21 protein-coding genes and 1 rRNA gene are annotated in these 23503 nt (G+C 40.6%); 2 read left to right on the top strand and 20 right to left on the bottom strand.

What is annotated here, in order from left to right:
• Positions 1-18: 18 nt before the first annotated feature.
• The 6 genes from FTT98_RS08250 to FTT98_RS08275 all read right to left on the bottom strand — a co-directional run bounded on the left by FTT98_RS08250 (position 19) and on the right by FTT98_RS08275 (position 5187).
• Positions 19-1410 carry a C13 family peptidase gene (locus FTT98_RS08250; protein ID WP_168378508.1) on the bottom strand — a complete coding sequence of 464 codons (1392 nt, stop codon included), beginning with the start codon at positions 1408-1410 and terminating at the stop codon, positions 19-21.
• A gap of 125 nt (positions 1411-1535) precedes the next feature.
• On the bottom strand, positions 1536-2354 hold the full coding sequence (locus tag FTT98_RS08255) for a class I SAM-dependent methyltransferase (protein WP_218945800.1): 819 nt from the start codon (positions 2352-2354) through the stop codon (positions 1536-1538).
• On the bottom strand, positions 2348-3172 hold the full coding sequence (locus FTT98_RS08260) for an undecaprenyl-diphosphate phosphatase (protein WP_180008558.1): 825 nt from the start codon (positions 3170-3172) through the stop codon (positions 2348-2350). Before FTT98_RS08260 ends, FTT98_RS08255 begins: the two co-directional genes overlap by 7 nt.
• 12 nt (positions 3173-3184) lie before the next feature.
• Complete coding sequence (gene tsaB, locus FTT98_RS08265; protein WP_180040861.1) at positions 3185-3850, bottom strand: tRNA (adenosine(37)-N6)-threonylcarbamoyltransferase complex dimerization subunit type 1 TsaB; 666 nt, start codon at positions 3848-3850, stop codon at positions 3185-3187.
• Positions 3851-4012: 162 nt separating this feature from the next.
• A complete protein-coding gene (locus tag FTT98_RS08270; protein ID WP_180040859.1) occupies positions 4013-4543 on the bottom strand; it encodes a gamma carbonic anhydrase family protein in 531 nt (176 codons plus the stop codon).
• A 35-nt stretch (positions 4544-4578) separates the two neighbouring features.
• The gene (locus tag FTT98_RS08275; protein WP_180040882.1) at positions 4579-5187 is read right to left on the bottom strand and encodes a CoA pyrophosphatase; all 609 of its coding nucleotides are present in this window, start codon (positions 5185-5187) and stop codon (positions 4579-4581) included.
• Between the two features lie 126 nt (positions 5188-5313).
• Here FTT98_RS08275 and FTT98_RS08280 point away from each other — a divergent pair, with 126 nt between their 5' ends.
• A complete protein-coding gene (locus tag FTT98_RS08280) occupies positions 5314-5862 on the top strand; it encodes an NUDIX hydrolase (RefSeq protein WP_180009934.1) in 549 nt (182 codons plus the stop codon).
• A 67-nt stretch (positions 5863-5929) separates the two neighbouring features.
• On the opposite strand, the gene FTT98_RS08285 is transcribed toward FTT98_RS08280, so the two are convergent.
• The 6 genes from FTT98_RS08285 to FTT98_RS08310 all read right to left on the bottom strand — a co-directional run bounded on the left by FTT98_RS08285 (position 5930) and on the right by FTT98_RS08310 (position 14348).
• Positions 5930-7945, bottom strand: coding sequence for a hypothetical protein (locus FTT98_RS08285; RefSeq protein WP_180040857.1), 2016 nt, complete (start codon positions 7943-7945; stop codon positions 5930-5932).
• Positions 7946-7967: 22 nt separating this feature from the next.
• On the bottom strand, positions 7968-9317 hold the full coding sequence (gene filE, locus FTT98_RS08290) for a putative pilus assembly protein FilE (RefSeq protein ID WP_180040856.1): 1350 nt from the start codon (positions 9315-9317) through the stop codon (positions 7968-7970).
• Between the two features lie 14 nt (positions 9318-9331).
• Positions 9332-10996 carry an OmpP1/FadL family transporter gene (locus FTT98_RS08295; RefSeq protein WP_180040854.1) on the bottom strand — a complete coding sequence of 555 codons (1665 nt, stop codon included), beginning with the start codon at positions 10994-10996 and terminating at the stop codon, positions 9332-9334.
• Positions 10997-11008: 12 nt separating this feature from the next.
• Complete coding sequence (locus FTT98_RS08300) at positions 11009-12208, bottom strand: hypothetical protein (protein WP_180040852.1); 1200 nt, start codon at positions 12206-12208, stop codon at positions 11009-11011.
• Between the two features lie 60 nt (positions 12209-12268).
• Positions 12269-13102, bottom strand: coding sequence for a C39 family peptidase (locus FTT98_RS08305; RefSeq protein ID WP_180040850.1), 834 nt, complete (start codon positions 13100-13102; stop codon positions 12269-12271).
• 196 nt (positions 13103-13298) lie between these two features.
• Complete coding sequence (locus tag FTT98_RS08310; RefSeq protein WP_180040848.1) at positions 13299-14348, bottom strand: DUF6160 family protein; 1050 nt, start codon at positions 14346-14348, stop codon at positions 13299-13301.
• Between the two features lie 255 nt (positions 14349-14603).
• Here FTT98_RS08310 and pabB point away from each other — a divergent pair, with 255 nt between their 5' ends.
• Positions 14604-15944 (top strand): aminodeoxychorismate synthase component I, encoded by a 1341-nt coding sequence (pabB, locus tag FTT98_RS08315; protein WP_180040846.1) that lies wholly within the window; start codon positions 14604-14606, stop codon positions 15942-15944.
• Positions 15945-16047: 103 nt separating this feature from the next.
• Here pabB and hisC read toward each other — a convergent pair whose 3' ends face one another.
• From hisC to rrf, 8 genes are all read right to left on the bottom strand, one after another.
• Positions 16048-17145 carry a histidinol-phosphate transaminase gene (gene hisC / locus FTT98_RS08320; protein WP_180040844.1) on the bottom strand — a complete coding sequence of 366 codons (1098 nt, stop codon included), beginning with the start codon at positions 17143-17145 and terminating at the stop codon, positions 16048-16050.
• Between the two features lie 181 nt (positions 17146-17326).
• Positions 17327-18628 (bottom strand): histidinol dehydrogenase, encoded by a 1302-nt coding sequence (hisD, locus tag FTT98_RS08325; RefSeq protein WP_180040842.1) that lies wholly within the window; start codon positions 18626-18628, stop codon positions 17327-17329.
• Positions 18629-18829: 201 nt separating this feature from the next.
• The gene (gene hisG, locus FTT98_RS08330; protein ID WP_180040840.1) at positions 18830-19531 is read right to left on the bottom strand and encodes an ATP phosphoribosyltransferase; all 702 of its coding nucleotides are present in this window, start codon (positions 19529-19531) and stop codon (positions 18830-18832) included.
• A complete protein-coding gene (gene murA / locus FTT98_RS08335) occupies positions 19531-20787 on the bottom strand; it encodes a UDP-N-acetylglucosamine 1-carboxyvinyltransferase (protein ID WP_180040838.1) in 1257 nt (418 codons plus the stop codon). Before murA ends, hisG begins: the two co-directional genes overlap by 1 nt.
• Before the next feature lie 6 nt (positions 20788-20793).
• Complete coding sequence (ibaG, locus tag FTT98_RS08340) at positions 20794-21045, bottom strand: BolA family iron metabolism protein IbaG (protein WP_078191194.1); 252 nt, start codon at positions 21043-21045, stop codon at positions 20794-20796.
• 135 nt (positions 21046-21180) lie between these two features.
• Positions 21181-21513, bottom strand: coding sequence for a ribosome hibernation-promoting factor, HPF/YfiA family (gene hpf / locus FTT98_RS08345; protein ID WP_078191195.1), 333 nt, complete (start codon positions 21511-21513; stop codon positions 21181-21183).
• A gap of 168 nt (positions 21514-21681) precedes the next feature.
• On the bottom strand, positions 21682-23136 hold the full coding sequence (locus FTT98_RS08350) for an RNA polymerase factor sigma-54 (RefSeq protein WP_180177249.1): 1455 nt from the start codon (positions 23134-23136) through the stop codon (positions 21682-21684).
• 260 nt (positions 23137-23396) lie between these two features.
• Positions 23397-23503, bottom strand: a 5S ribosomal RNA gene (gene rrf, locus FTT98_RS08355); the annotation flags it as partial.

Genomic DNA, 23503 nt, shown 5'->3' on the forward strand with positions numbered 1-23503 from the left:
CTAAACTTTTTTAATCTTTTAAGGCGTAACCGTCGTAGCCGGTGCAGTAGTTGTCGGCGGGAACAATCGTTGTTCTAATTGAGGCAACATTAATGCCATGTTTTTCCCCATAGACCACTGTGGTTCAGAAGGTTCGAAACCTTGCGCTGCTTCCCATTTCGCAACAGTCGCTTTGGTTTCATTAAATGCCGCTTGAATACTGGTCTGCTCACGCATCGCCTGATCAAAGAACGCACGGCCAAAATAGGTGTATTCAGCTTCATTCGAACAGCCAAAAGACTGTCGATCAGCTGCCGATGCAGTAATGATTAAAGTATTATCATTTTGTAGCGCTGGAATAAAACTGCCTGAATAACATGAAGAAATCACAATTACACGCCAACGAATTCCGGATGCATCCAAGGCTTCTTTTAACCATTTAGGATCGACTTGCGCCAAATCCAAAGGTGCATTTTCCATTTCAAAGACATTTGGTAAACCATGTGAGGTCATATATAAAAATAAGACATCACTTTCTCGGTTCATCTGCTGACCGATACGACGCAGCGCCAACTCCATACTGGTTTTAGATGCCAGCGGAATTTCAGTGCGTGTTGCAGGGTTATTGATAAGTTCAACCGAACGCCCATAGGTGCCAAAACGTGTATCAAACTGTTCTTTAATCCGTTCAATTTCCAGTTTAAAGACATCTTGATAACTCGCACCCGCCACCCCTAAGAAGTACCAATGGGATTGAGCAAATTCACCATATTCCACTGCGTCTAAAGATTTATTGAGCAAACGGCTTTGTGCATAGAAGGCATCTTCAGCAAAGCTTGGTGGAACTTCTTCCACTTTCCAAATCGGCTGATCTTTGACTGAGACTTGCCACACGACCAAAGTAAATAGCGTCGCACCCATAATCAGTGCTCGCTCCCACCATGGCCATTTCAGCTCACGTGAAAATACCCAAACGACAGCCAGACTTTGCCAAACAAATAGAATAATGAATAACGTTGGAATGTAGTCGTACAAGAAGTATGGAAGAAAATCGAGATCTCCCAAATATTGAATCAAACATTGAAACAACATGATGTGCGTATCAAGCACCAACCAAAGCAATGCTGGGACCAACATTAACCGTGGATTATTCACACGTTGTGACAGGAAAATCCCCACGATTAAAGCAATAAATGGCCACAATGCGTAGCTAATGAGACCTTGGGCATTAAATTCGCCAATACGCCCCGTGCTGAGCCAACTAAATAAACTGTTGGCACAACCACCTAAAATCCCCCAAAACACCAATTGTAAAATCGATGGTCGAACGATTTGTAAAGAACGACGAGACCCCAAAAATAACCACATCCCCGCAGTTTGGTTGCTTTTAAAATCATGCCAAAAATTGATGGAGGGTTTGAAATCAATCATAGAGTTCTGATGGTGGCCTTGGCTCGCTTAATTGCACAAATAATTTTATGCCTGATGTCGTTTTTAGCAATGCTATTTTTTAACTATATAACAAATCTTTGAACAATATTGAAGCAAATATCATTTTAAGTCACAAGATCATGTTGGAAATATGCATCAAAGCGACAAGCATCACCTTGCCACTGATGTTGTGGCTCTTGATTCGCTAAAAAAACCGCCAATCGTGGACGTTTAACCACGACACGTTTAGCAATTTTTTGTGCTAAATCCAGTAAATTATCACCTAAATCCATTTCACCATCTTCAGGTAACAGTAAATGCAATAATTGCATTTGTTTTTTGACCTGAGCTTGCTTTTTGACGGCTTGCTGGTTTTGATCTCGCTGCGGAAACATCGGATCGAGATAAACCACGTCAAAGATTTGATTGGTCGTCGATAAATGTTTCAAATAATCTGCCGAATCTGAAAAGACCAATTCAATTCGAGCCACAACCGAACTTAAAAACGCATCTTGCTGCGCACGTTGATGTGAGTCTTCCAATAGGGTAAATAAAATCGGATGACGTTCCACAAGGGTCACATGAGCACCCAAATGTGCCATTAAGAGACTGTCGTGCCCTAGCCCTGCGGTTGCATCTACAAGCTGTGGTTTTTCAGCCAAATTACACGCACGTGCAATCATCTCAGACTTTAAGGATGCTCGCTTTAAACGCCCCACTTCTGCTTTCCAATCGGGTTGCATCTTCATGCCATTGGCCGCTAACCACAAGCCATCTGCATCGACACACAAACTGAGTTCAGAGTTTAAACGTAAAAAACGCGCGTTTAATTTTTCAATCAATTCAATATTTACAGATACACCACGTGAAGAAAGCACAGCAGAATACTGCTGTGCTTTCTCATGAAACTCTTGTTCTGTGTATAAGCGGATTTCGCTTACCATAATTTCCAGCCTGTAAATGCGAACAATAAAATCAATAAACCTGAAACAATTCGATACCACGCAAAAATCATGAAATCACGTTTTGCCACATAAGCAACAAGCGCACGAATCAAAAGTAATGCCGAGACAAATGAAACGATTAAACCAACGGCAATCACAGTCCAATCTTGAGTGCCTTGAAATACATCATAGCTTTGATATAAATCCAGTAAACCTGCACCGACAATAACCGGAATACCCAAAAAGAATGAAAACTCAGTGGCTGCTTTACGAGAAACACCTAAGAACATGGCACCAATAATGGTCGCACCTGAACGTGAAGTCCCTGGAATTAAAGATAAAACTTGAATTAAACCAATCCAAATCGCATCTTTAATGGTTAAATCTTCTACTTCTTTGGCACGCACCTGCGGTGGATTTTTTTCGATCCAAATAATGATCAAACCACCAATAATCAACCCCATAGCAATCGCAATGTTATTGAACAGCAGTTCTTTCACCGTCTGACCAAACGTCAAACCAATCAACACGATTGGAATCGAAGCGAGAATTAAGCCAAAACCTAAACGGCGACCTTTTTCTTCACCAGTCACCATACCAGTTGCTGCACCCCACAGGCGGCCCCAGTATTCATAAATCACCGCAGCAATCGCACCCATTTGAATTGCGATCACGAAAACATCACTTTTTTCTTTGGTCCAAAAGTTCATTAATTCTGAAGCCAGAATTAAATGCCCTGTACTTGAAATCGGTAAAAATTCGGTAATACCTTCAACAATACCCATGATCGCCGCTTTGAGCAGCAGTAGAAGATCCATATATAACCCTAATTATGGCTTGCCTTGTTCTGAAATTTTCTTCCAGGCGTTATCTCGTAAATATACGGGCAATGCAAGTTCAGCACTCACCCATGCTTTTCTTTGTGCCGCTTCGCGGGCAATAGTAGCAATATCTTGTGCTGTTGCACTTAAGTCTTTGTATTGTGTTTGTTCTGATTGAATGAGCTCACTACCAGAACCCACGACGGTAAATTTGATCTGTGGTGTGGCATCTGCGTAGCTTAATAGTTGTTCTTCATCTACAGCCTGCATAATGCTATTGGCATCGAGTTGATAGCTGGCGATGTACACTTCTTGCATGCGCGCATCAAGGACTGCCGTTACTTCAGTCAAACCATGTACACGATGCGCCGCTTGAGCCAAAGCTTGCAAAGTCGAGACTGGAACAACAGGTACGTCATTGGCCCATGCCAAGGCTTGTGTTACCGCTGCATTAATACGAACACCACTAAATGAGCCAGGCCCACGACTAAAGGCAATCGCAGTTAAATCCGCTAACTCAATAGCAGTTTGATTAAGCCCTTGCTCAATCATTGGGAGAATAGTTTGCGTCTGCGCTTTTGCCCGTAAATCGAGTTGAAAATAAAGCTCTTGAGTTTCATCTACAATCGAGACGGAACACTGCTCATTGGCAGTTTCCAATGCCAGTAATTTCATGCGCAACCTTAATTAAATTTAATCTTAAAAAACGTTGAATATGATACTCCACTCCATCGCAGTTCGCGAGATGTTCCACCACAGACTCAGCGCTTTCTGTCTTTAAGCCATAAAAAAGCCTTGACAAACTTCGAGGCTTTTTTGCTTGCCATGTATAGCGTTCTAAAGTTCAGCGACTTCGAGTTGAGTAAAATGTTTAAAATGAGCGGCATAGTGCATGGCACTCATTTTTAGACGTGCTTCCGCTTGTTCATCTAAAGTCTTAACAACCTTACCCGGTGAACCCATCACAACAGAATTATCCGGAATCACCTTCCCTTCTGGAATTAAAGCATTCGCACCAATGATGCAATTTTTACCAATCACGGCATGATTTAGGACCACGGCATTGATTCCAATCAGACTATTATCACCTACGGTACATCCGTGTAGCATGGCTTGATGCCCAATCGTGACATAATCGCCAATGGTCATTTCAATGCCCGCATCGGTATGCAACACCGCATTTTCTTGTACATTGGTAAAATCACCCAGTTTGATACGACTGTTGTCCCCTCGAATGACGGCTCCAAACCAGACATTCACTTCTCGGCCTAATTCAACTTGGCCAATCACTGTTGCATTTTCTGCAACCCAACCATCCCAAGGTTGATGCGTGGCTTTCGGGCTATATCCTTGAAACTTGTACAACATGATCAAACATCCTATTTTGACTTTTTAATAAAGGTTTAAGGCTCACGGCCCAAATGAAATGAAGGAGAATTTAATAAAAAAGGCCATTCTTTTTGATAATTCAGACCATATTGAAATAAGGAAATCAGCATCCGTGCAGTCAAGCCCCATACGATTTCGTTTTCGACTCTTAAACTAGGGAAATATAGTGATTGCTGGGCAAAACGAACTTCATACGGCGTTGGCGGTGTTTCTAAAAGCTGTCTTAATGATACAAAAAAAATACGGTCAATTTCAGTGGGTTGAGGTATCAAATTTACATCAGGCGGGATCAACCCTACGATCGGTTTAACCAACATCCCATTCCGAGCTTTTTGCATCGGTAAATCACCCAAAAGCTGCACATCAAATGGATTTAGAGCAGTTTCTTCTTGAGCTTCTCTTAAAGCCACCACGATATTACTGGTGTCTTGGGCATCACGTTTGCCACCGGGAAAGGACACTTCACCTGCATGATTATTCATATAGAGTGAGCGGCGGGTCAATAAAATACGTGGATTATCTTCTTGGGTAATCGCAATCAATACAGCAGCATGCGCGGGTTGAATACGCTTAGAAAAACGTAAACTTTGCTGCAATCGCTGAGTCAATAAACCCTCATCCATCCACATTACATCCTTATAATTATCTTATTTTCATCATAGCTGAATTTCGACCAAGCTGGTTAGAAATGATGCCAAAGTTTTATTTTTAAGTTATTCTGACGGTTCACACAATCCATGACGATGAATATGAACTTTTGCTCAAACTGCGGACAAAAAACAAAAGAAGCGATCCCGCTTGGAGATCATCAGATACGCCGTATTTGTACCGCATGTGGGTTTATTCATTATGTGAATCCTAAAGTTATTTGTGGTGCTTTAGCCGTTTGGGACAATCAAGTTTTACTTTGCCGTCGTGCGATTGAGCCACGTTATGGGCTATGGACATTACCCGCTGGCTATATGGAACTCTATGAGACAATGGAGCAAGGTGCAGCGCGTGAAACTCGCGAAGAAGCCGAAGCAGAAGTCAACATTGAGCAACTATATTGCATGTATAACATTCCCCGTATTGGGCAAATTTATGCCTTGTTCAAATCTGAACTAATCAATGGTGAATTTGGTGCGGGTGATGAAACCATTGAATCTCGATTGTTTAGTGAAGAAGAAATTCCTTGGGATGATTTAGCCTTTCCAAGTGTGGAAAGAACGCTGCGGCATTATTTTGCTGACCGCAAAACAGGTCAATTTGAAATGCATCTCGAAACTCTCGGCACTCGACTCGATCACACAGGTTAATTTGCTGCTCTCAATATTAAAAAAGCCCATCACTGATGGGCTTTTTTATTTTACTCATATTTGACGATTATTTTGCCTTGATGGTGTAACAAGGGGCCAACTCTAAAGAGATATCACCACCGCTTAACTTCGCCGTTTGAGCCGCAGCAGTATCATTTGGATTTTTTAAGCTATAAATATAACTAAAGCTGGCCAAACTATTCCCCCATTTCACCACTTTATTATCCGAATCTGTCAAAGCAACGCCAGAGGGACGTGTGCCTGCATTGGCATTGATCATATTGTGTAACTGCACTAAAGCACCGCCCACAACCATTGAGGTGTCCGCTGAAGTTTTCACACTTGAGTTCATTCCAATCAGCGCGCCATCAAGCGTATGGAAATATGGGTCAGCTAAAATCATACGAATCGAAATGGTATTTGGATTAATATTCCCTTCAGGCGTAAAGGTACGGGTTGTCGTTCCGATACGGTATTGCTGTACACCTTTGTCATCTTTCATTAATAGTGGGTCAAGCACATCTTTTCCACTACAGCCTTCCGTCGCGTGTGTAGACAAATCGACAATTTGACTATCTTGACGAGTAAATACATCGTCTGGCACGCCAGATTTTATATTTGTGCGAATATCACCATTACGGTCAATCACCACACCCAATTTCACTGTTTTAATCGAGGTATCGGTAAATTTAAAGGTTAAATCTGCATATAACGGGAAGATATAATTTTGTCCAGCAGCAACATTTTCAACAGACTTAAAGACTTTTTTGTCTAAATACGATAACGGATAAAGCTTGTATAAATCCATCGTGCCTTTAAATTGCACTTGGTTAATGTTTTGCTCCCACAGGCCTAATTTTTTCTTATCATCGGCCGTCAGAACATAATCATCTTTTTTAGCCATTAACGTTTTATATAAACTTCCACCCGTACCGACCACCATTTTGTCGGCAAGTAGCGTCCCTTGTTTAATAATCAGCGGGCCAGAGTTGGCTTCTTCTGCATCAAAACGGAAACCCAGAATGCCAGGTTTATCAATTTGCTTGGTAAGCGGATCAATCCAATTGTCCTGCGGCGTTGCTGTTAAACGTGTTGGTCGTACCTGTGTCAAGAGCAAGACATTCACACCACCAATGGTACTCAACTGTTGATCAACTTTGCCCTTCCACTGTAAACCACTACCAAATGTCATGCCTTGGCGGTCCGTCATTAACATGAAATGACCGAATAAATTGACTTTTGAACTATCGGTCGGCAAACATTCATTTTTGTCACAGCCCACCAATCCATTTGAACCACTGGCATTGGTAATCACGCCATCAGTTGAAAATAACGCAAACTCAGGCTGATATACCGCAGCCGTTGAGATATTCATGAGTTTTGAAACTAAGGTAAATGCATTTTCATTGCTGACTTCGGACAGGTCTAGCCAAGGTGTAAACAGGTCATTAAATTCCGTATCTGAACTGATACTGAAATCTGCTGTCGCGACATTTCGAGTGATTTGATCAATCAAAACTTTATCTGCATTGTTGATATAAACCGCTTGGATGTCTGTAGCTGTAACTGCGCTATTATTTTTCAATGCCAAGGCTTGAATGATTTTGGCTAAACGCATGGCCACTTTAACCGTTGCGTCGCTATTTGAAATCGTTGCAGCAGGTTTACCCGCGATGCCGGCAGCCAAATCCAATAAGGTCAAACGTGGGGGTGTCGTGCCACTGGCTACATTTGAAATTTGCTTCAAATCCACTTTACCCAAATCAATTCGACGTGATTTTTCACCTTGGACAAAGAAAGTTACCGTATCGCCAATCTTACAAGCACCTGTCGAAACACCTTCTTTTAGATCAAACAAGGTAATATAGGTATTTTTAACGTCGCTCGAACAATTAAAGTTCAGACCTTCAATTGGATAATCTAAAACAAACTCGACACAGCCTTCGGTATTACTTTTACAAGTACCATTGGTTGTACTGGTATCATAAATTTCAGGATTCACATTTGCACTTTCACCGCCACAGCCACTGAGCGCTGCAACCAATGCCGTTAAAGCAAACGGTAATAAAATTTTATTTTTCATCCTAATTCTCTTTTTTATGTCCTTAACGGATTGCTGTTAATTTAAGTTGGCCTTGATTGGTTAATACGCGACCATCGACGTCAATTGCTGTTGCTAAAGGCGTTAAAAATAAATACTGGCTACCTTTAGGCACTTGAATCACGCCTTCAATTTTTTCATGGTAAAGATGATCCGCTTCACCTTGGTTATTTTTGAATCCACCTGCGCCTTCCATGACACATCCATTTTTGTCTAAAAATACCGCAAATGGCCAATAAAATGTAGGATTTTGTACTTTGGATGCAAATGAATGTATACGAATATTTTGTAATGGTGATTTTAGTTTTACGACTTCATAGTCAAATTCGTCTGATAAAGGCGCTCGAGGCCATAAATTAATATCTTGTGCCAAGTCAAGCTCTTTGGCTTTCTTCATTTTTTTATTTGAAAAACATTGCTGACCTAAACCTTGAATGGTATCAGCTTGTGAGACCCGATAATATGATGTGGCTAAAGTGATTGGGCCTGTATCTTCGGGTTGATTACGTTTAAATAAATTATCAATGACGGAGCGACTTACACCTTTTTCACGTTCAATGGTTTGCATCCGCGTTTGCCCCATCTTGCTATCAATAACGCCTTCGGGCATGGTGTAAAAGCGCTTTTTGCCTTCTAAGTTAAACTCTTTATCTTCAAGATATTCATTATTGACATACTTTTCACCAGCCATCGTCGAAAAGCCTTGCTCTTGTTTTGCCTTAGCCGATTGTTTTGAAGGATGATTTTCTAAGTTTTCACCTGAAGATCGTACGGATTGATCAGTACTGACTACTTTCTCAGCAAGGATGTTTTTCTCGACGACAGGTTTATCTTTTTCAGCTAGAACTTTGGACTGATACGCTTCACGAGGTTGGGTTAGCTCTGATTGCTGTAACTTCTCTGTCCATGCGGTTGAAGGTACCACTTTTGCTGTCGTATCTGCCGCTTGTGCTGACTTTTCAGATTTGCGAACTTTATCCCCTGAGACGTCTTTAATTTTATCTACTGTGACAGCTTTAATTTCATCCCGTTTTTCCGGCTCACGTATACTTAAATGTTGAGAATTCACTGGTCCAACAGCCTGTGCTGTTGGACTCGTTTGACGTGTCATCGGTGTCTTGGTTTGAGACGGACTAATACTTACGGATGGTTGAATAATTTGTTGTACAGGTTGAGAGTCTATCGTTTTAGCAGTTGGACTTTCTTTAGGTTTTTTTGCCGGTTTTTCTTGCACTTGTACCACCATTGGGCGCCCATCCGGCCCAATAATGGTATGAAACGCCCCGGCATAGGCATACGACACTTGCACCACAGACAGTACAAGTAACGCGTTTATGAATAAAATCCTTTTCATTCTGTTTGCTTATCCTACCAACGAGTTCTGTAATTTAATCCTAGGATGGTGATTTTCGTATCGGTTTTTACATTCATTCCAGCATATGGGTTTAAAAGTATGTTATTCACACCGGTTAAGTTTGCAAGACTACTAGTATTCGCTGGAATGTTATCTTTACTGCGTAAAAAGCCGATTGATAAATCTAGATCCGTATCTGCATCAAAACGATATCCAATCCCCATACCAAAGAGTTGCGCACCATTAATTGGTACCATGGTATTTCGCTTACCGTCAGGAATAGAGGTACTCCGTGGTTCATAGCCTGCACGCAATTTCAAACGATCTGTTGCTGAATATTCAATACCGATGCCCCAGTTCCAAGGCGACGTAAATTTCAAAGGTAAGGCCAAAGAATTATCGGTCACATTTTCAGATAATAATTTTGCAATTTTCAGCGCTGAAATTTGACGGTCGAATTCAAAACGGAATTTGTCCCAAGCACGATAATCGGTCCAGCCCACATCAAAATTGATTTGTAAATCAGGCATAACCTTATATTTGATCCCCGCCTGTACATGCTGTGGATATTCAAAATCCATCGAAACCAAACCCGACTCCGAGTTTGGCACAGCATTTGGGAAACCTAAAATTGCAGCTAAAATTTGACCTGTTGGTGATGACATTAATCCCTTAATCATCTCCTGAGGTGCTTTCGCATTTTGTATGCGATAACGACCTTTCATGCGCATTTTCGCTGCACTTTGGTACACCATACCAAAACTAAAATCTTCGCGTGGCTCCCACAAAACCCCTAAGTTGTAACTTGGGCTCAGTGACTGCTCTAAAGCCAATTCCATCTGACCAAATTTACCAAATGGGTTCATCCCTTCTTCGGTATTACACATCCCCAATAGCAAGATGTCGGTAATAATGTCCGAATTTTCCTTGAATGGCGTACAGACGACTTCATCAATCATCCTTAACATACCGATCAACTCATTGGGAAATCGTAGATCAGATTTCAATCCAATGGCTTGATAGGACATCCCTACACCACCACCAATCGATAGCTCATCACTGACTTGATAACCTACAGTTGGCGATAGATAAGTAATACGCTCTAGAGCAACTTGTTGCCCCATGAAATTACCCGGGTTACCATTTTCAGCACCAAAACCCGCGATCAAAGGTGCATAAACGGCTGATGCAAATGTTGCTTTAGAACCCGGTGGATTATAGGCAATCCCCATCGTTGGCGCGGCAATGGGTTGTCCAGCACCAAAATCCACCATCTTTTTTAAGACAGGTACATATAGAGATGCATATTCAACATCACCAGAAACCTTATCTTTAAAGTCCGTACAAATATCAGCCGTTACTTCAGGGCCATCATTACAGACCATTGGATCATCAGAATAACCAAAGACGTTATAACCCGCAGGAACGGTAAATTCACGTTGAATATCAAAGTTTGCAATAATCCCCTGCATATCGGTTTGCAAACCTTCAATTTTGGTTAATGCTGCAGGGTTAAAATGCACGGCACTAATCCCCGGAGGATCAGCAGTCACTGCATTACCTAATGCAAGTGACCTTACATCAACTGAAAGGTTGGTACCCAATTGTGCAAAAGCAGCACTAGAACAGCCCGTTAAAACGATCGCACTAACAAGTGGGCTGAGTCGAATTTTACGCATACGACAGCCCTCTTAACGAAGTTTTTTTCCGAAACCTAGGATATCCAACGGGAAAGACAGTCCTAAAGACACATCTGGTGCATCTTCAGTTAAACCTAGCCCCACTGTACCGTTCACAATCGTATCCGGTGATACACGTACACCTAAAGAAATCGCTAGAGTTGAGCTGGTTTGGTCTGCAGGTGAATAGGATTCGCCACTGCTATACGTAAATTCAGCGCCGGTATTGAAACTTTGTTGATATGACATGGTGAGGGAAACATCGTAGTTAAACGAGTATGCAAAACCGAATGCAAAACCGCCACTAATTCCCGGTTCAAATTCTTCAATGACACGCGTACCACGACGTTGGTTTAAACCAGTTTCTTTGAAACCATAGTTGGCTGAGACAGATGCAAACAACACAACGGGGTCAATATATTTACGCGTACTCGCACCGATACCTGCCGAATAGTAACCTTTACCTGTTGCTAGATCATTTACTGCATTGACTTCGTATGGACTGTCACCTGTTTTCGTAGACAAATTACCAAATAAAATCAGTGGTAAACGACCTTGCTTCAGTGGGAATGGTTCCCAGCGTGCGCCTAAAGAAATATCCCCTAAACCTGCAGTTGAAGTATCTTTTAATAAATCAGTTTTCGCCACTAAAGGCAAAGATGCAGAGAATGTCAAATTATCCATTACACCGTATTGCACGGTAAATGTATTGGTCATTGAGTGTGTTGCATTTTCTTGTACACGTAGTTGATAAAGCTGGCCTTGTGCCATTTCCATATCAAGCTGTGTATCACGGTAATAGGTGTAATCTATATCGTAAAAAGATGATATTTCACCTTTTTTAATCAATGAATATTGACGTTCATTCGAGCTAAATACTTCCTGTAAATTCGCTTCTTGGCTCGCATCACCTTCTTGTTGCTGAAGTGCTGTCGATGCTTTTTCATTGGCAGGAGCGACTTCGGATTGTGGCATTTCAGCTTGTACGGGCTCTTCTACAGATTCATACTGTCCAATTTCTGGCTCGGCAGCAGCTTCTTGTGCATTATCAGCTTGGTTTACAGTAGCAGGAGATACAGACTCTTCTACGACTGTCTCTTGTTCAACCGGATCATATTCTCCAAGGCTTGGCTCTTCAGCTGCATAGGCAACCCCCATCACCACCTGAATACTCATGGCTAGTAGTGTTTTGTTCATCCATTTACGATTCATGTTCCTTCCCACCGTTTTTATTTTTTTAATCCTGACGCTTTGTTATACGCATTCATCTAATTATTTACTCTTATAGTAAAGCCTTAGAAAGTTGTAATTCGATTTACCATATGACTCCGACTCTTCATTCATATTTTTATCAAGTCGTATCGTAGATGCCTTGTCTGCAATTTTTTCCATGTAAAACTGCGGATATTGAATATCAACCAATGCATAACGGTTCACGGTTGCATCTTCAACATGTCGCAAGTCTGAATCTTGCAAAGCCAATAAATTTTTACGTTGCTCAGGCGCAACATTGATTAAAAATAATGTGTTGTTTTCCCATATTTCTTGGAATCGAACTTCATCGAAACTGATATTGCCCAGTGCTGGATCTGCAACATAAACACGCCCATCTTTATAGGCTTTAAACACCACAAAATGTTTAAAACCAGCATATGAAATGGGAACAATCGCAGGCTGACCTTGCTTAACTAGATCTGAAAACTCCCCTTTGTAGCCCCCACTTTCTAGCCCGACAGCAGCGACAAAACGTTTCATGTCTAATAAGGAGAAACTTCGACGTTCGATAATTTTTTCAGTTTCACCAAATTTCAGCAAACCATTCATGGTCTGTTGCTCAGTCAGCTGTGTACCTACATAACCATTTAATAAAGTAGTTAAGGCCGCCGAACCACAACTGTAGTCGTAGGCTTGCCGAACGATGCCTCGAAATTGATCTTCTATGGCAGGTTTAATTTTTACAGATTCACGGTGCATCCGAGTAAAGGAATCATTTCGTGAATCCAATGTTTCGGTATAGTGAACTGTTCCGACTGGCTTTTCTTTTAAATCGAAGGACTCTTTGGCAAAGTAATACATCAATGCCGAGCCTACAGCTATCTCTAACATATCTTCTAACTTTTAGTTATCGGCAATGATGTGCCTTTTTTCATTATTTTTTAGAGCTAATGCTCTACATCCATGTATTATGCAAGATACCTTTTTTTTTATAAAAAAACAGCATTTTTTTATGCTTTGTTGGGTCATTCCGCACTTTTTTGTAAAAAAAAGCGCGTGATCAACACGCGCCTTATTTTATTCTAAATTACTTACTAGAAATCGTAATCACAGAACCTGGATTATAAACACCTAAACTAGGGCTATAATATGTTTGCAAGCCTTGAACTTCGATATCACCAATTGAACCAGCAGTACGACTACCTAAATGAACACCTTTCACATAGTTATCAATTGGACCAGAGTTGCTCACCATTTGAATATATCCTTTTGATGCTCCTTCTGCACCATAAACACTAATATCTTGGTTAATGGTTAAGTCTGTTTTACCCGCATCAGCAACTTTTATGCTTTCAATAAAGATTTCACCTGCTTCACGTGTAGCCGTTTTAGTTGATGCATCCAGAATACCTAGATTTTGAATCTCTAAACCACCAATCATAGTTGTATTCAATTTGATCATTGCACCCTGTGGAGCTGCACCAAGTTGAATATTTGCAGCCATCTGACCTGTTTTCAAAGTTAAACCAGAAAGAATTGCATTGTAGTTGCTATCATCACCACCACGACGAATACCTGTTGTACCTGCTGTACCTGATGCAGTTACACCAATTTCGCCAATTTTAATATCTAAACCAGAAACCTGCGCTGCAATATTAACAAACGCTCCACCTTTTGCAGAATTACCAGCATCTGAGTCAATACGTAAATCAGCCAAATTATGACTTGCTAACAAAGCTTGTGAATTCGCAGTAATTACAAGACCATGCTTTTCATTAGCATCACCGGCTATCCCGTTCCCCTTAATTAAAAGAGCACCTGCTACACCTGTACCACCAACAATATTTGTTGAAGAAACTTCTGCATTTGCAGCAAAACCTGTTGGCGTAGGAGGAGTTGTAGTTGTATCAAAAGTAACTTTTGTACCTGTCACAACGTTTTTTGCATCAGTTGCTAAACCGTCATTATCGTGAATGTAAAGTTTCTCGATTGCAACTTTTGAAATACCAATCCCGATGTTAATACCATCTTGACCAGTGGTTGAACTAAGTGCAGCATCGTCCATTGCTTGCATAGCCATAGCATTCGCACTAAATGCGATTGAAGAAACTAGAGCTAATTTAGTGAAATTTTTCATACGGTACTCTCCCAAGAGTATTTATTTTTTTTGATTTTCAACCACTCGATTTATTCAGCTGTAATATTATTTTGTGACAACTGTTAAATCTTTCCTTGAGTTGTTTGCTCGCTCGATTAAATTATATCCAAGCTGAAATTTGTTCAACTGTCGTTGGTCGCAATCTAATTCTTACCGATAAACGGTATTTGCAAACCAAATGAATTAGGAATGGTATAAAATCCATTTTAGTCTTTAAATTTAATTTCTCTGTTGATGCAAAAACCGATTTCTTTTAAAAAATTTATTCTCAAACAAAATGTTAGTGCTCAAAATATTTTGCAAGCGCTTGTACCCTTGTCACATGTGATTTTTTTAGAAGATCAAAACCAACCTGTTATTTGCTTTTTGGCAAATCAATATCAGCAATTTAAGAATGATGAACTTAAAACTTATGTCCGTACCAATTTAGATCAATATGCGGAATGTGATACTCAGCCCTTGCAAAATATCGCCTTCCAAGATTTATGTTCAAAATTAGGCAGCGGTTTTTCTGGGGGCTGGGCTGGTTTTATTAGCTATGATTATGCAACGCAGCAACAGATTTCCTTGCACGCCAAAGCCCAACCTCGCTTGTTTTTAGGACAATTTTCCAGTTTTTTAAAATTAGAAGATGATGGTTGGTATTTTTATAGTTCTGATCATTCTGCAGCTAAGATTTACGACTACATTGATCACCTAATTCAAACCGAGATCGCTCAAGATCGATTTAAATTAACGCAAAAATGTACTGCAAGATGGTCCAAGTCAGACTACACAAAAGCCTTTGACCAAGTTCAGGAATATATTAAAGCGGGCGATTGCTATCAAATTAATTTAACCCAAGAATTTACAGCTCAAGCAAACGGTTCACTCTTAGATACCGCTCAAGAATTTTGGTCACTGACTGATGCACCATATTCAGGCTACTTACGTATTGATGATTTTGAAATTTTAAGTTGTTCGCCTGAACTTTTTATAGATTTTAAGCCTGAACGCAAAATGATTACCAAGCCAATCAAGGGCACGATGCCTCGCTATGAAGATCCAATTTTAGATGAGCAGTCAAAACAACGGTTAAAATCATCTGAAAAAGACATGGCTGAGAATGTCATGATTGTCGACTTACTGCGTAATGATTTGAGTGTTTATGCAGAAACAGGTTCTGTAAAAACACCTAAACTTTTTGATATTGAAAGTTTTAATCAAGTGCATCACATGGTCAGTGAAGTTGAAGCCGTGCTGAAAACAGATGTAAACCCTTTTGAAGTTCTGATGTCTGCCCTGCCAGGCGGTTCGATTACCGGCGCGCCTAAAATCCGCGCGATGCAAATCATTGAGGAACTTGAAGGCGCCCCGCGCGGCGCCTATTGCGGCTCGATGGGTTATTTTAATCACGATGGCACGGGCTCTTGGAATATTTTGATCCGCTCTATTCAAAAATACCAAGATCAGGTTTCGCTGTGGGCCGGCGGCGGAATCACCATCGCATCTGATTGCGATGCTGAATATCAAGAATGTTTTGATAAAGTCGAAGCCATGCTGGATTTGTTAAATACCTGGTATAAGCCAGAATAAACAAAAAAAGCGATTCAATTGAATCGCTTGTTTAATGAATCACTCCAACCTCCTTTAAAAAGGAAGATTAGGCTAGATTTACATTTCGCTGAGCTTACAGAAATCAAGCCAAAATGTCGTTTTTCAAAGTATCTACAAGGCGCTGATTTTGTTCATCTGTACCAATGGTGATACGAAGGAATTGATTAATCCGCGGCTTATTAAAATAACGCACGATAATTCCGCGTTCGCGCAATTCAGCAGCTAATTCACCCGCGTCTTTCGTTGGCAGTGAGGCAAAAATAAAGTTTGCCGCAGAGGGTAATACTTTAAAGCCCAGCTCAGAAAGCTGCTCTACAAGTTTTTCACGGCTCGCAATCACTTTGGCATTTTGCGCTTCAAAATACGCTTGATCCTCAAATGACGCCACGGCTGCTGCAATCGCAAAACGGTCCATCGGATAGGAGTTAAAGCTGTTTTTTACCGCTTCAAGCGCTGCGATTAAATGCGGCTGCGCAATCGCGAAACCAACGCGCAAACCGGCAAGTGAACGCGACTTAGACGTCGTTTGACAAACCACAAGGTTTTCATATTTCGCAACCAAAGCCACAGTAGATTCCGCACCGAAATCGACATACGCTTCATCAATCACAACCACTGAATTTGGATTAGCTTGCAGGACTTCCTCAATTGCAGACAAACCTAAAGCAATGCTGGTTGGTGCATTCGGATTGGTAATGATGATGCCGCCATTCGGCTGTTTATAGTCATCCACAACTATTTCAAAGTCATCGTTCAGCGGCAAAATTTTAGTATTGGCAGCTATACCAAAAAATTGGCTATATACCGGATAAAAACTGTAGGTAATATCTGGATACAGAACCGGCAGTTCTTGCACAAAAAAGGCTTTAAAAATATGCGCCAGCACCTCATCCGAACCATTACCAACAAAGACCTGTTCAACAGGCACATGCTGCTGTTTTGCAATCGCTTGCTTTAACTCAGACGCATCTGGATCTGGATATAAACGTAAAACATCAGCAGAATTTGCCAACACTTTTTGAACTGCTTCCACCACTTTTGGCGATGGCGGATACGGGTTTTCATTGGTATTGAGTTTTAAAATATTTTGGATTTTAGGCTGTTCACCCGGTGTGTACGGCTCTAATTCACGTACATCAGGACTCCAAAAACGCATTTGTTCAGCGGTAATATTTGGCATTTTATTTTGCTCTTTCTCACCCTCTCCTAACCTCTCTTGCACTTCGCTTTAAAGGAATCCTTAAAGCTCGTTCAGGGAGAGGAATATTCATTTTATGAGATTTCCCCTCTCCTGAAAGGAGAGGGTTAGGGAAAGGTTTATATTTTTGGAAAACTAAGTTTTTCACCTAGTCTATATTTTCTTACTGATAACGATAACGTGCTGAACGCGCATGCGCATCTAAGTTTTCCTGCTCCGCTAATGTATCAGCCGTTTTCGCTAAACTTTTCACACCATCTTCAGAGCACATAATTAAACTTGAGCGCTTTTGGAAATCATAAACACCGAGCGGTGATGAAAAACGCGCTGTGCCCGAAGTAGGCAACACGTGGTTTGGACCTGCACAGTAATCACCAATCGCTTCAGGCGTATATCGACCCATAAAAATTGCACCGGCATGGCGGATATCTTCAGCCATTTCCTGCGCTTGATCTAAGCACAGCATCAAATGTTCAGGCGCAACCTGGTTAATCAATTCAGCGCCTTCAGCACGGTCTTTGACTAAAACTAATGCACCACGGTTTTCAATTGAAGTGCGCGCGATATTCGCTTTAGGCAATGCTTCTAAATGCTTTTCAATCCATTGTTCCACTTGATCTAAAAGATCCGCATCTGGCGTGATGAACACCGCTTGAGCCACAGTGTCATGTTCCGCTTGAGACAACAAATCCATCGCCAGCCATTCAGCATTGTTTTGACCTTCTGCATAGACCAAAATTTCGGATGGCCCTGCAATCATATCAATGCCAACTTGACCAAATACTGCACGTTTTGCTGCCGCAACAAAACGGTTGCCCGGGCCAGTGATTTTATCTACAGATGGGATGGTTTCTGTGCCGTAAGCCAATGCTGCAACCGCTTGCGCGCCGCCAATGGTAAATACACGGTGTACGCCAGCCAAATAAGCTGCTGCCAAAACCAATGGATTTAAATCACCATTCGGCGCAGGCACCACCATAATAATTTCAGGCACACCAGCAACATGCGCAGGTACAGCATTCATCAATACAGAAGACGGATAAGAAGCTAAACCGCCCGGCACATAGATACCCACACGGTCCAGCGGTGTGACTTTTTGACCAAGCGTATTTCCTAAAGCATCAACATAGGTCCAGCCGTCTTGCTTTTGCGCTTGGTGAAATTCACGAACACGGTTCGCAGCAAGTTCTAAGGCTTCACGCACTTCTGAACTTAAACCATCAAATGCTGCTTTCAGCTGTTCTTGTGTCAGCTCTAATTCTGAGAATTGATGCGCTGGATGTCGATCGAACTGCTGTGTCAATTTAAGAACATGAGCATCACCATGCTGACGAACATCAGCAATGATTTGGTCAACGGTTTTTAAAAGTTCTGGATCATTCACAGTTTCAAAAGCCAACAAGTCAGCAAAAGCTTGCTTGAAGTTTTGATCTTGAGTCGATAAACGTCGCATCAATTTACCCACAAGGTAATCTATTGGAAAAGATTAGTTTACCTGTTTTACAGCAGCTTGTGGACATCTATCGCATGTGTTCATGTGGAGTTTTATTGAAAATAACTTTCGTTAAAATTGATGAAAATACAGTTTTATCATTATTTTTCAGTTTTCATAAAAAAACCGCCCAAATTTGAGCGGTTTGATCAGCATAGCTAGAAACTTAACAACTTATGCTTTTTTTGCTTGCTCGCGTTCTTCCACGGCTTTTTCTAGCTGTGCAAGAATTGGATTCAACAAAATTTGTTTACGTTTAAAGCTTGCTTTGTTCACGATTAAACGTGAAGACACTTTACAGATTTCTTCCAAAGGCTCTAAACCATTGGCACGTAAAGTGTTCCCTGTATCCACAACATCGACAATGTAATCGCCTAAACCAACCAATGGTGCAAGTTCCATAGAACCATAAAGTTTGATCACATCCACTTGCTCGCCCAAGCTTGCATAATATTGACGGGTCAAATTGACATACTTGGTTGCAATCTTTAAACGACCGTTTGGACGAACCATGCCAACTTTACCAGCCGTCATTAACTTACAGTTGGCAATTTTTAAGTCCAATGGTTCATACACATTTTGTGCACCATGTTCCATCAGCACATCTTTACCTGCCACCCCAATATCTGCAGCACCATTTTCAACATAAGTTGGTACATCAGAAGCACGTAAAATTAAAATACGTACGTGCTTATGGGTCGTTGGAAAAATTAACTTACGAGATTTATCCGGATCTTCCAATAAGTTAATGCCAGCTGTTTCCAACAATGGCAAAGTTTCTTTTAAGATACGTCCCTTACTTAATGCTAAAGTTAAACCATGATCAAAATTGCCCATTACGTCAAAATTGGGATCATCGTTTCTCATATCGCTCATTAACTTACTCGCTTAATTTGGGCACCTAAACCTTGTAACTTCGCTTCAACATCTTCATAACCACGGTCAATATGATAGATACGGTCAATCAACGTTTCCCCATCAGCGGCAAGTGCTGCTAAAACCAATGAGAAAGAAGCTCGTAAATCAGTTGCCATCACGGGTGCAGCAGATAATTTCTCTACACCTGTAACAACAGCATCATTACCTTCAACCTGAATATTGGCACCCATACGTGCTAATTCAGGTACATGCATGAAACGGTTTTCGAAAATCGTTTCAGAAATTGTGGCAAAACCACGACCAATTGCATTCACAGCCATCAGCTGTGCTTGCATATCGGTTGGAAATTCTGGATGTGGTAAAGTCTGGAAACTAACTGCTTTCGGGCGTTTACCCATCATATCCAGTTCAATCCAATCTTCACCGCGCGTAACTTCCGCGCCCATTTCTTCAAATTTATCTAGCACAGACTCCAACAAGTTTGGATCAGTATGTGTGGTTTTGATTTTACCGCCAGTGATCGCTGCTGCAGCGAGATAAGAACCTGTCTCAATACGATCAGCAACAACGGCATATTCACAGCCATGTAGGCTTTCAACACCTGTAACAACCAAAGTATCTGTGTCCAAACCTTCGATTTTTGCACCCATCTTGATCAACATATTAGCAAGATCGGTAATTTCAGGTTCACGAGCCGCGTTACGAATGGTCGTTACACCGTCTGCAAGAACCGCAGCAGTTAGAATATTTTCAGTACCACCAACTGTGACCATATCAAAGACAACTTCGCCACCTTTTAGACGACCATCCACTTTGGCATGCACATAACCTGCTTCAACTTCGATCTCAGCACCAAGTGCTTCTAAAGCTTTTAAATGTTGATCTACAGGGCGTGAACCAATTGCACATCCACCCGGCAAAGACACTTTTGCACTACCATAGCGCGCCAATAACGGGCCTAGCACCAAAATAGATGCACGCATGGTTTTCACGAGTTCATATGGTGCAAATTGGTTATCTAGGCTAGAAGCATCTGCTTTAACCGTATCACCTTCATAACTAATTTGAACACCTAAACCTGCGATCAATTTCACTAAGGTGTTCACATCTTTAAGATTTGGTACATTGGTTAATGTAATAGGTGTATCCGCAAGAATAGTTGCAGCGAGTAATGGCAATGCAGCATTTTTCGCACCAGAAATACGAACTTCACCTTCGAGCTTAGTACCGCCCTGAATCAGAAATTTATCCATTAATTATTAAGCTCCGAATAAGCTTGCTTTGCGCCATTCTTCTTTGGTCATTGCACGAATTGTTACTGCATGTACTTCACCGCTGGCAATGTAGGAGTTCAAAGGTGCATAAACAGATTGTTGACGAGCAACAGGACGTTTGCCTTCAAATTGATCATCGACGATGCGTAGATCAAATTTGCCGCCTTGCCCACTAACTGCAACCTCAGCTTCTGGAAAAGCAGCTTTTAAAATTTCAGTGAGCTGTTCACTATTCATCACAAGACCCCATATAGGACTAACGGTGTAAAACCCGTCATTTTACTATAAATCTAAAAAATAATTCATTAGTCACATACATTATATATATAAAAAAAGAGGTTATAAAAAACCTCTTTTTGTACAATTTACAATCTAAACCGTTAAAGGCATATAAATGAGCTGCATTTTTCGATGTTTATGTAATTGTTTTTTTAATTTTTCAGACAATTTTTTGATCGAGGTATACATATCATCAGCGCACGCTTGTGCAAAAAGTTCTGTCCCAGGTAATCGTATAATCGCTTCCGCAATATGATTATCACTACCTTTTTTTGAACGTTTATCAACCTGATGATCTTTAGTCAGTTTGACTTGCATACTATTGACCTGATCTAAATGTTTGGTCATTTCCGCAAATTTAAGACGAATATTTTCTTCTATTGCTGGCGTAATTGTTAAATGATGGCCACGAATTGTAATCTGCATAATTCTATCCCTCACCTTCTTTCAGGACTGGAAAAGTTCAAGCCGAATCATCCAACTCAATATGCGAAGCATACATTTACACAATCAGATCATTTCGGCCATTCCTTATAAAAAAAGAGATTCATTATTTCGTCATAATGAACCTCTAGAATAGTCAGATTTTCAAATTTAGATCAACACTTTTCGCTCTGAAGATGATGGAATATGTAACGATTCACGATACTTCGCAACTGTACGACGAGCAACATCAATACCTTCTGCATTAAGCAAAACTGCAATTGCATTATCAGACAAAGGCTTACGTGTATTTTCTTCTGCAATCAACTTTTTAATTTTTGCACGAATTGCCGTCGAAGACGCTTCCCCACCAGACGATGTTCCAACATGACTTGAGAAGAAATATTTCAACTCAAATAATCCACGTGGTGTGAGCATATATTTATTTGTGGTTACACGGGAAACTGTGGATTCATGGAGTTCAACTTCTTCCGCAATATCTCGCAGGACCAAAGGCTTCATTGCCTCAGGCCCTTGTTCAAAGAACGCTCGTTGATGCTCCACAATACAGGTTGCCACTTTTAATAAAGTTTTATGTCGTTCATCAATGCTTTTAATGAAATTCTTAGCTTCAAGCATTTGATTACGTAAATATTGATTATCGTCACTTTGATCTGCACGCTTGATCATATTGGCATAGAAAGAATTCACTCGTAGCTTTGGCATTACATCAGGATTTAACTGTACCAACCAATGTTCATTCTTTTTTAGCACCACTACATCTGGAATTTGATAGTCTGAATCTTTATCTTCAAACTCTTGCCCTGGATGTGCTTTTAATGTTTTTAACAAACAAATGGCTAGTTTAAGTTGTTCCGTATTTAAACCCGTTTGCTTAATTAACTTAGGTAATTCATTGGTAATCAGCAACTCATAATTTTTCAATAATAAAATAGCTTCATATCGATATTCGATATGATCAGGAAGATTTTCAACTTGTACCATTAAACATTCAGCGAGATTACGTGAACCTACACCTAAAGGATCTAGACGCTGAATATGCTTTAAAACCACCAAAACTTCGTCATCTTCGACTTCTTCTTCATAATCCATAGAATCTAAAAGATGCTGAACAGATTGGGTAATTTCATTTAAGTCACAATCTAAAAAACCTTTGTTATCTAAAGCATCGATAATACAGTGTGCAATTAGTTTATCGATCACAGAAAAGTGTAAAAGATTAACTTGCTCAAGCATATGTGCTTGTAAACTTTGATGCCCCTGCCGATTATCTTCGCGCTCTTCAAATTCAGCAGCACCTAAACTTGTAGGTTGATGCGTATAAACATCATCCCACTCCGTATCTACCGGTAACTCATCAGGCAAATGATCGGCATTTAATTCATTGGTTAAGTCTTTATTTTCCCTTTCTTGTTCTTGTAAGCTATTTAAACTTTCAACGGTATTTTGTTCTTCAACTTTCTCTAATAGAGGATTACTGTCGAGTTGGATTTGAATTTCTTGTTCCAATTCCAAACTTGAAAGCTGTAATAAACGAATGGCTTGTTGTAATTGAGGTGTTAATGATAAGGAATTGGCAACCTTTAACCCCATCGCTAATTTCATTAATAACTCCCCCTATAATTAACCGCACTTTATAAGCAATTTTTATGCCGTTTTATTTTTTATAGCATAATTTTGAACAGAACGCCCGATTTTTTGTCTTTTTTAGACACATTATTCAGCTAATTTATTCTTTTATTAGGAACAATTCGCCTTATAAATGAATTATTTAATTAGATATATTATTAATTTCACTCTATTTTCCTTTTCACCACACATAAAAAAACACCCCCTTCGCTTTGAAGGGGGTGTTTCGAATAATGAGCTGGCGATGACTTACTCTCACATGGGTAACCCCACACTACCATCAGCGCTAAGAGGTTTCACTTCTGAGTTCGGGAAGGGATCAGGTGGTTCACTCTTGCTATTG

Origin of the sequence: Acinetobacter sp. YH12039 (genome assembly GCF_013420015.1) — a bacterium.
GTDB lineage: Bacteria > Pseudomonadota > Gammaproteobacteria > Pseudomonadales > Moraxellaceae > Acinetobacter > Acinetobacter amyesii.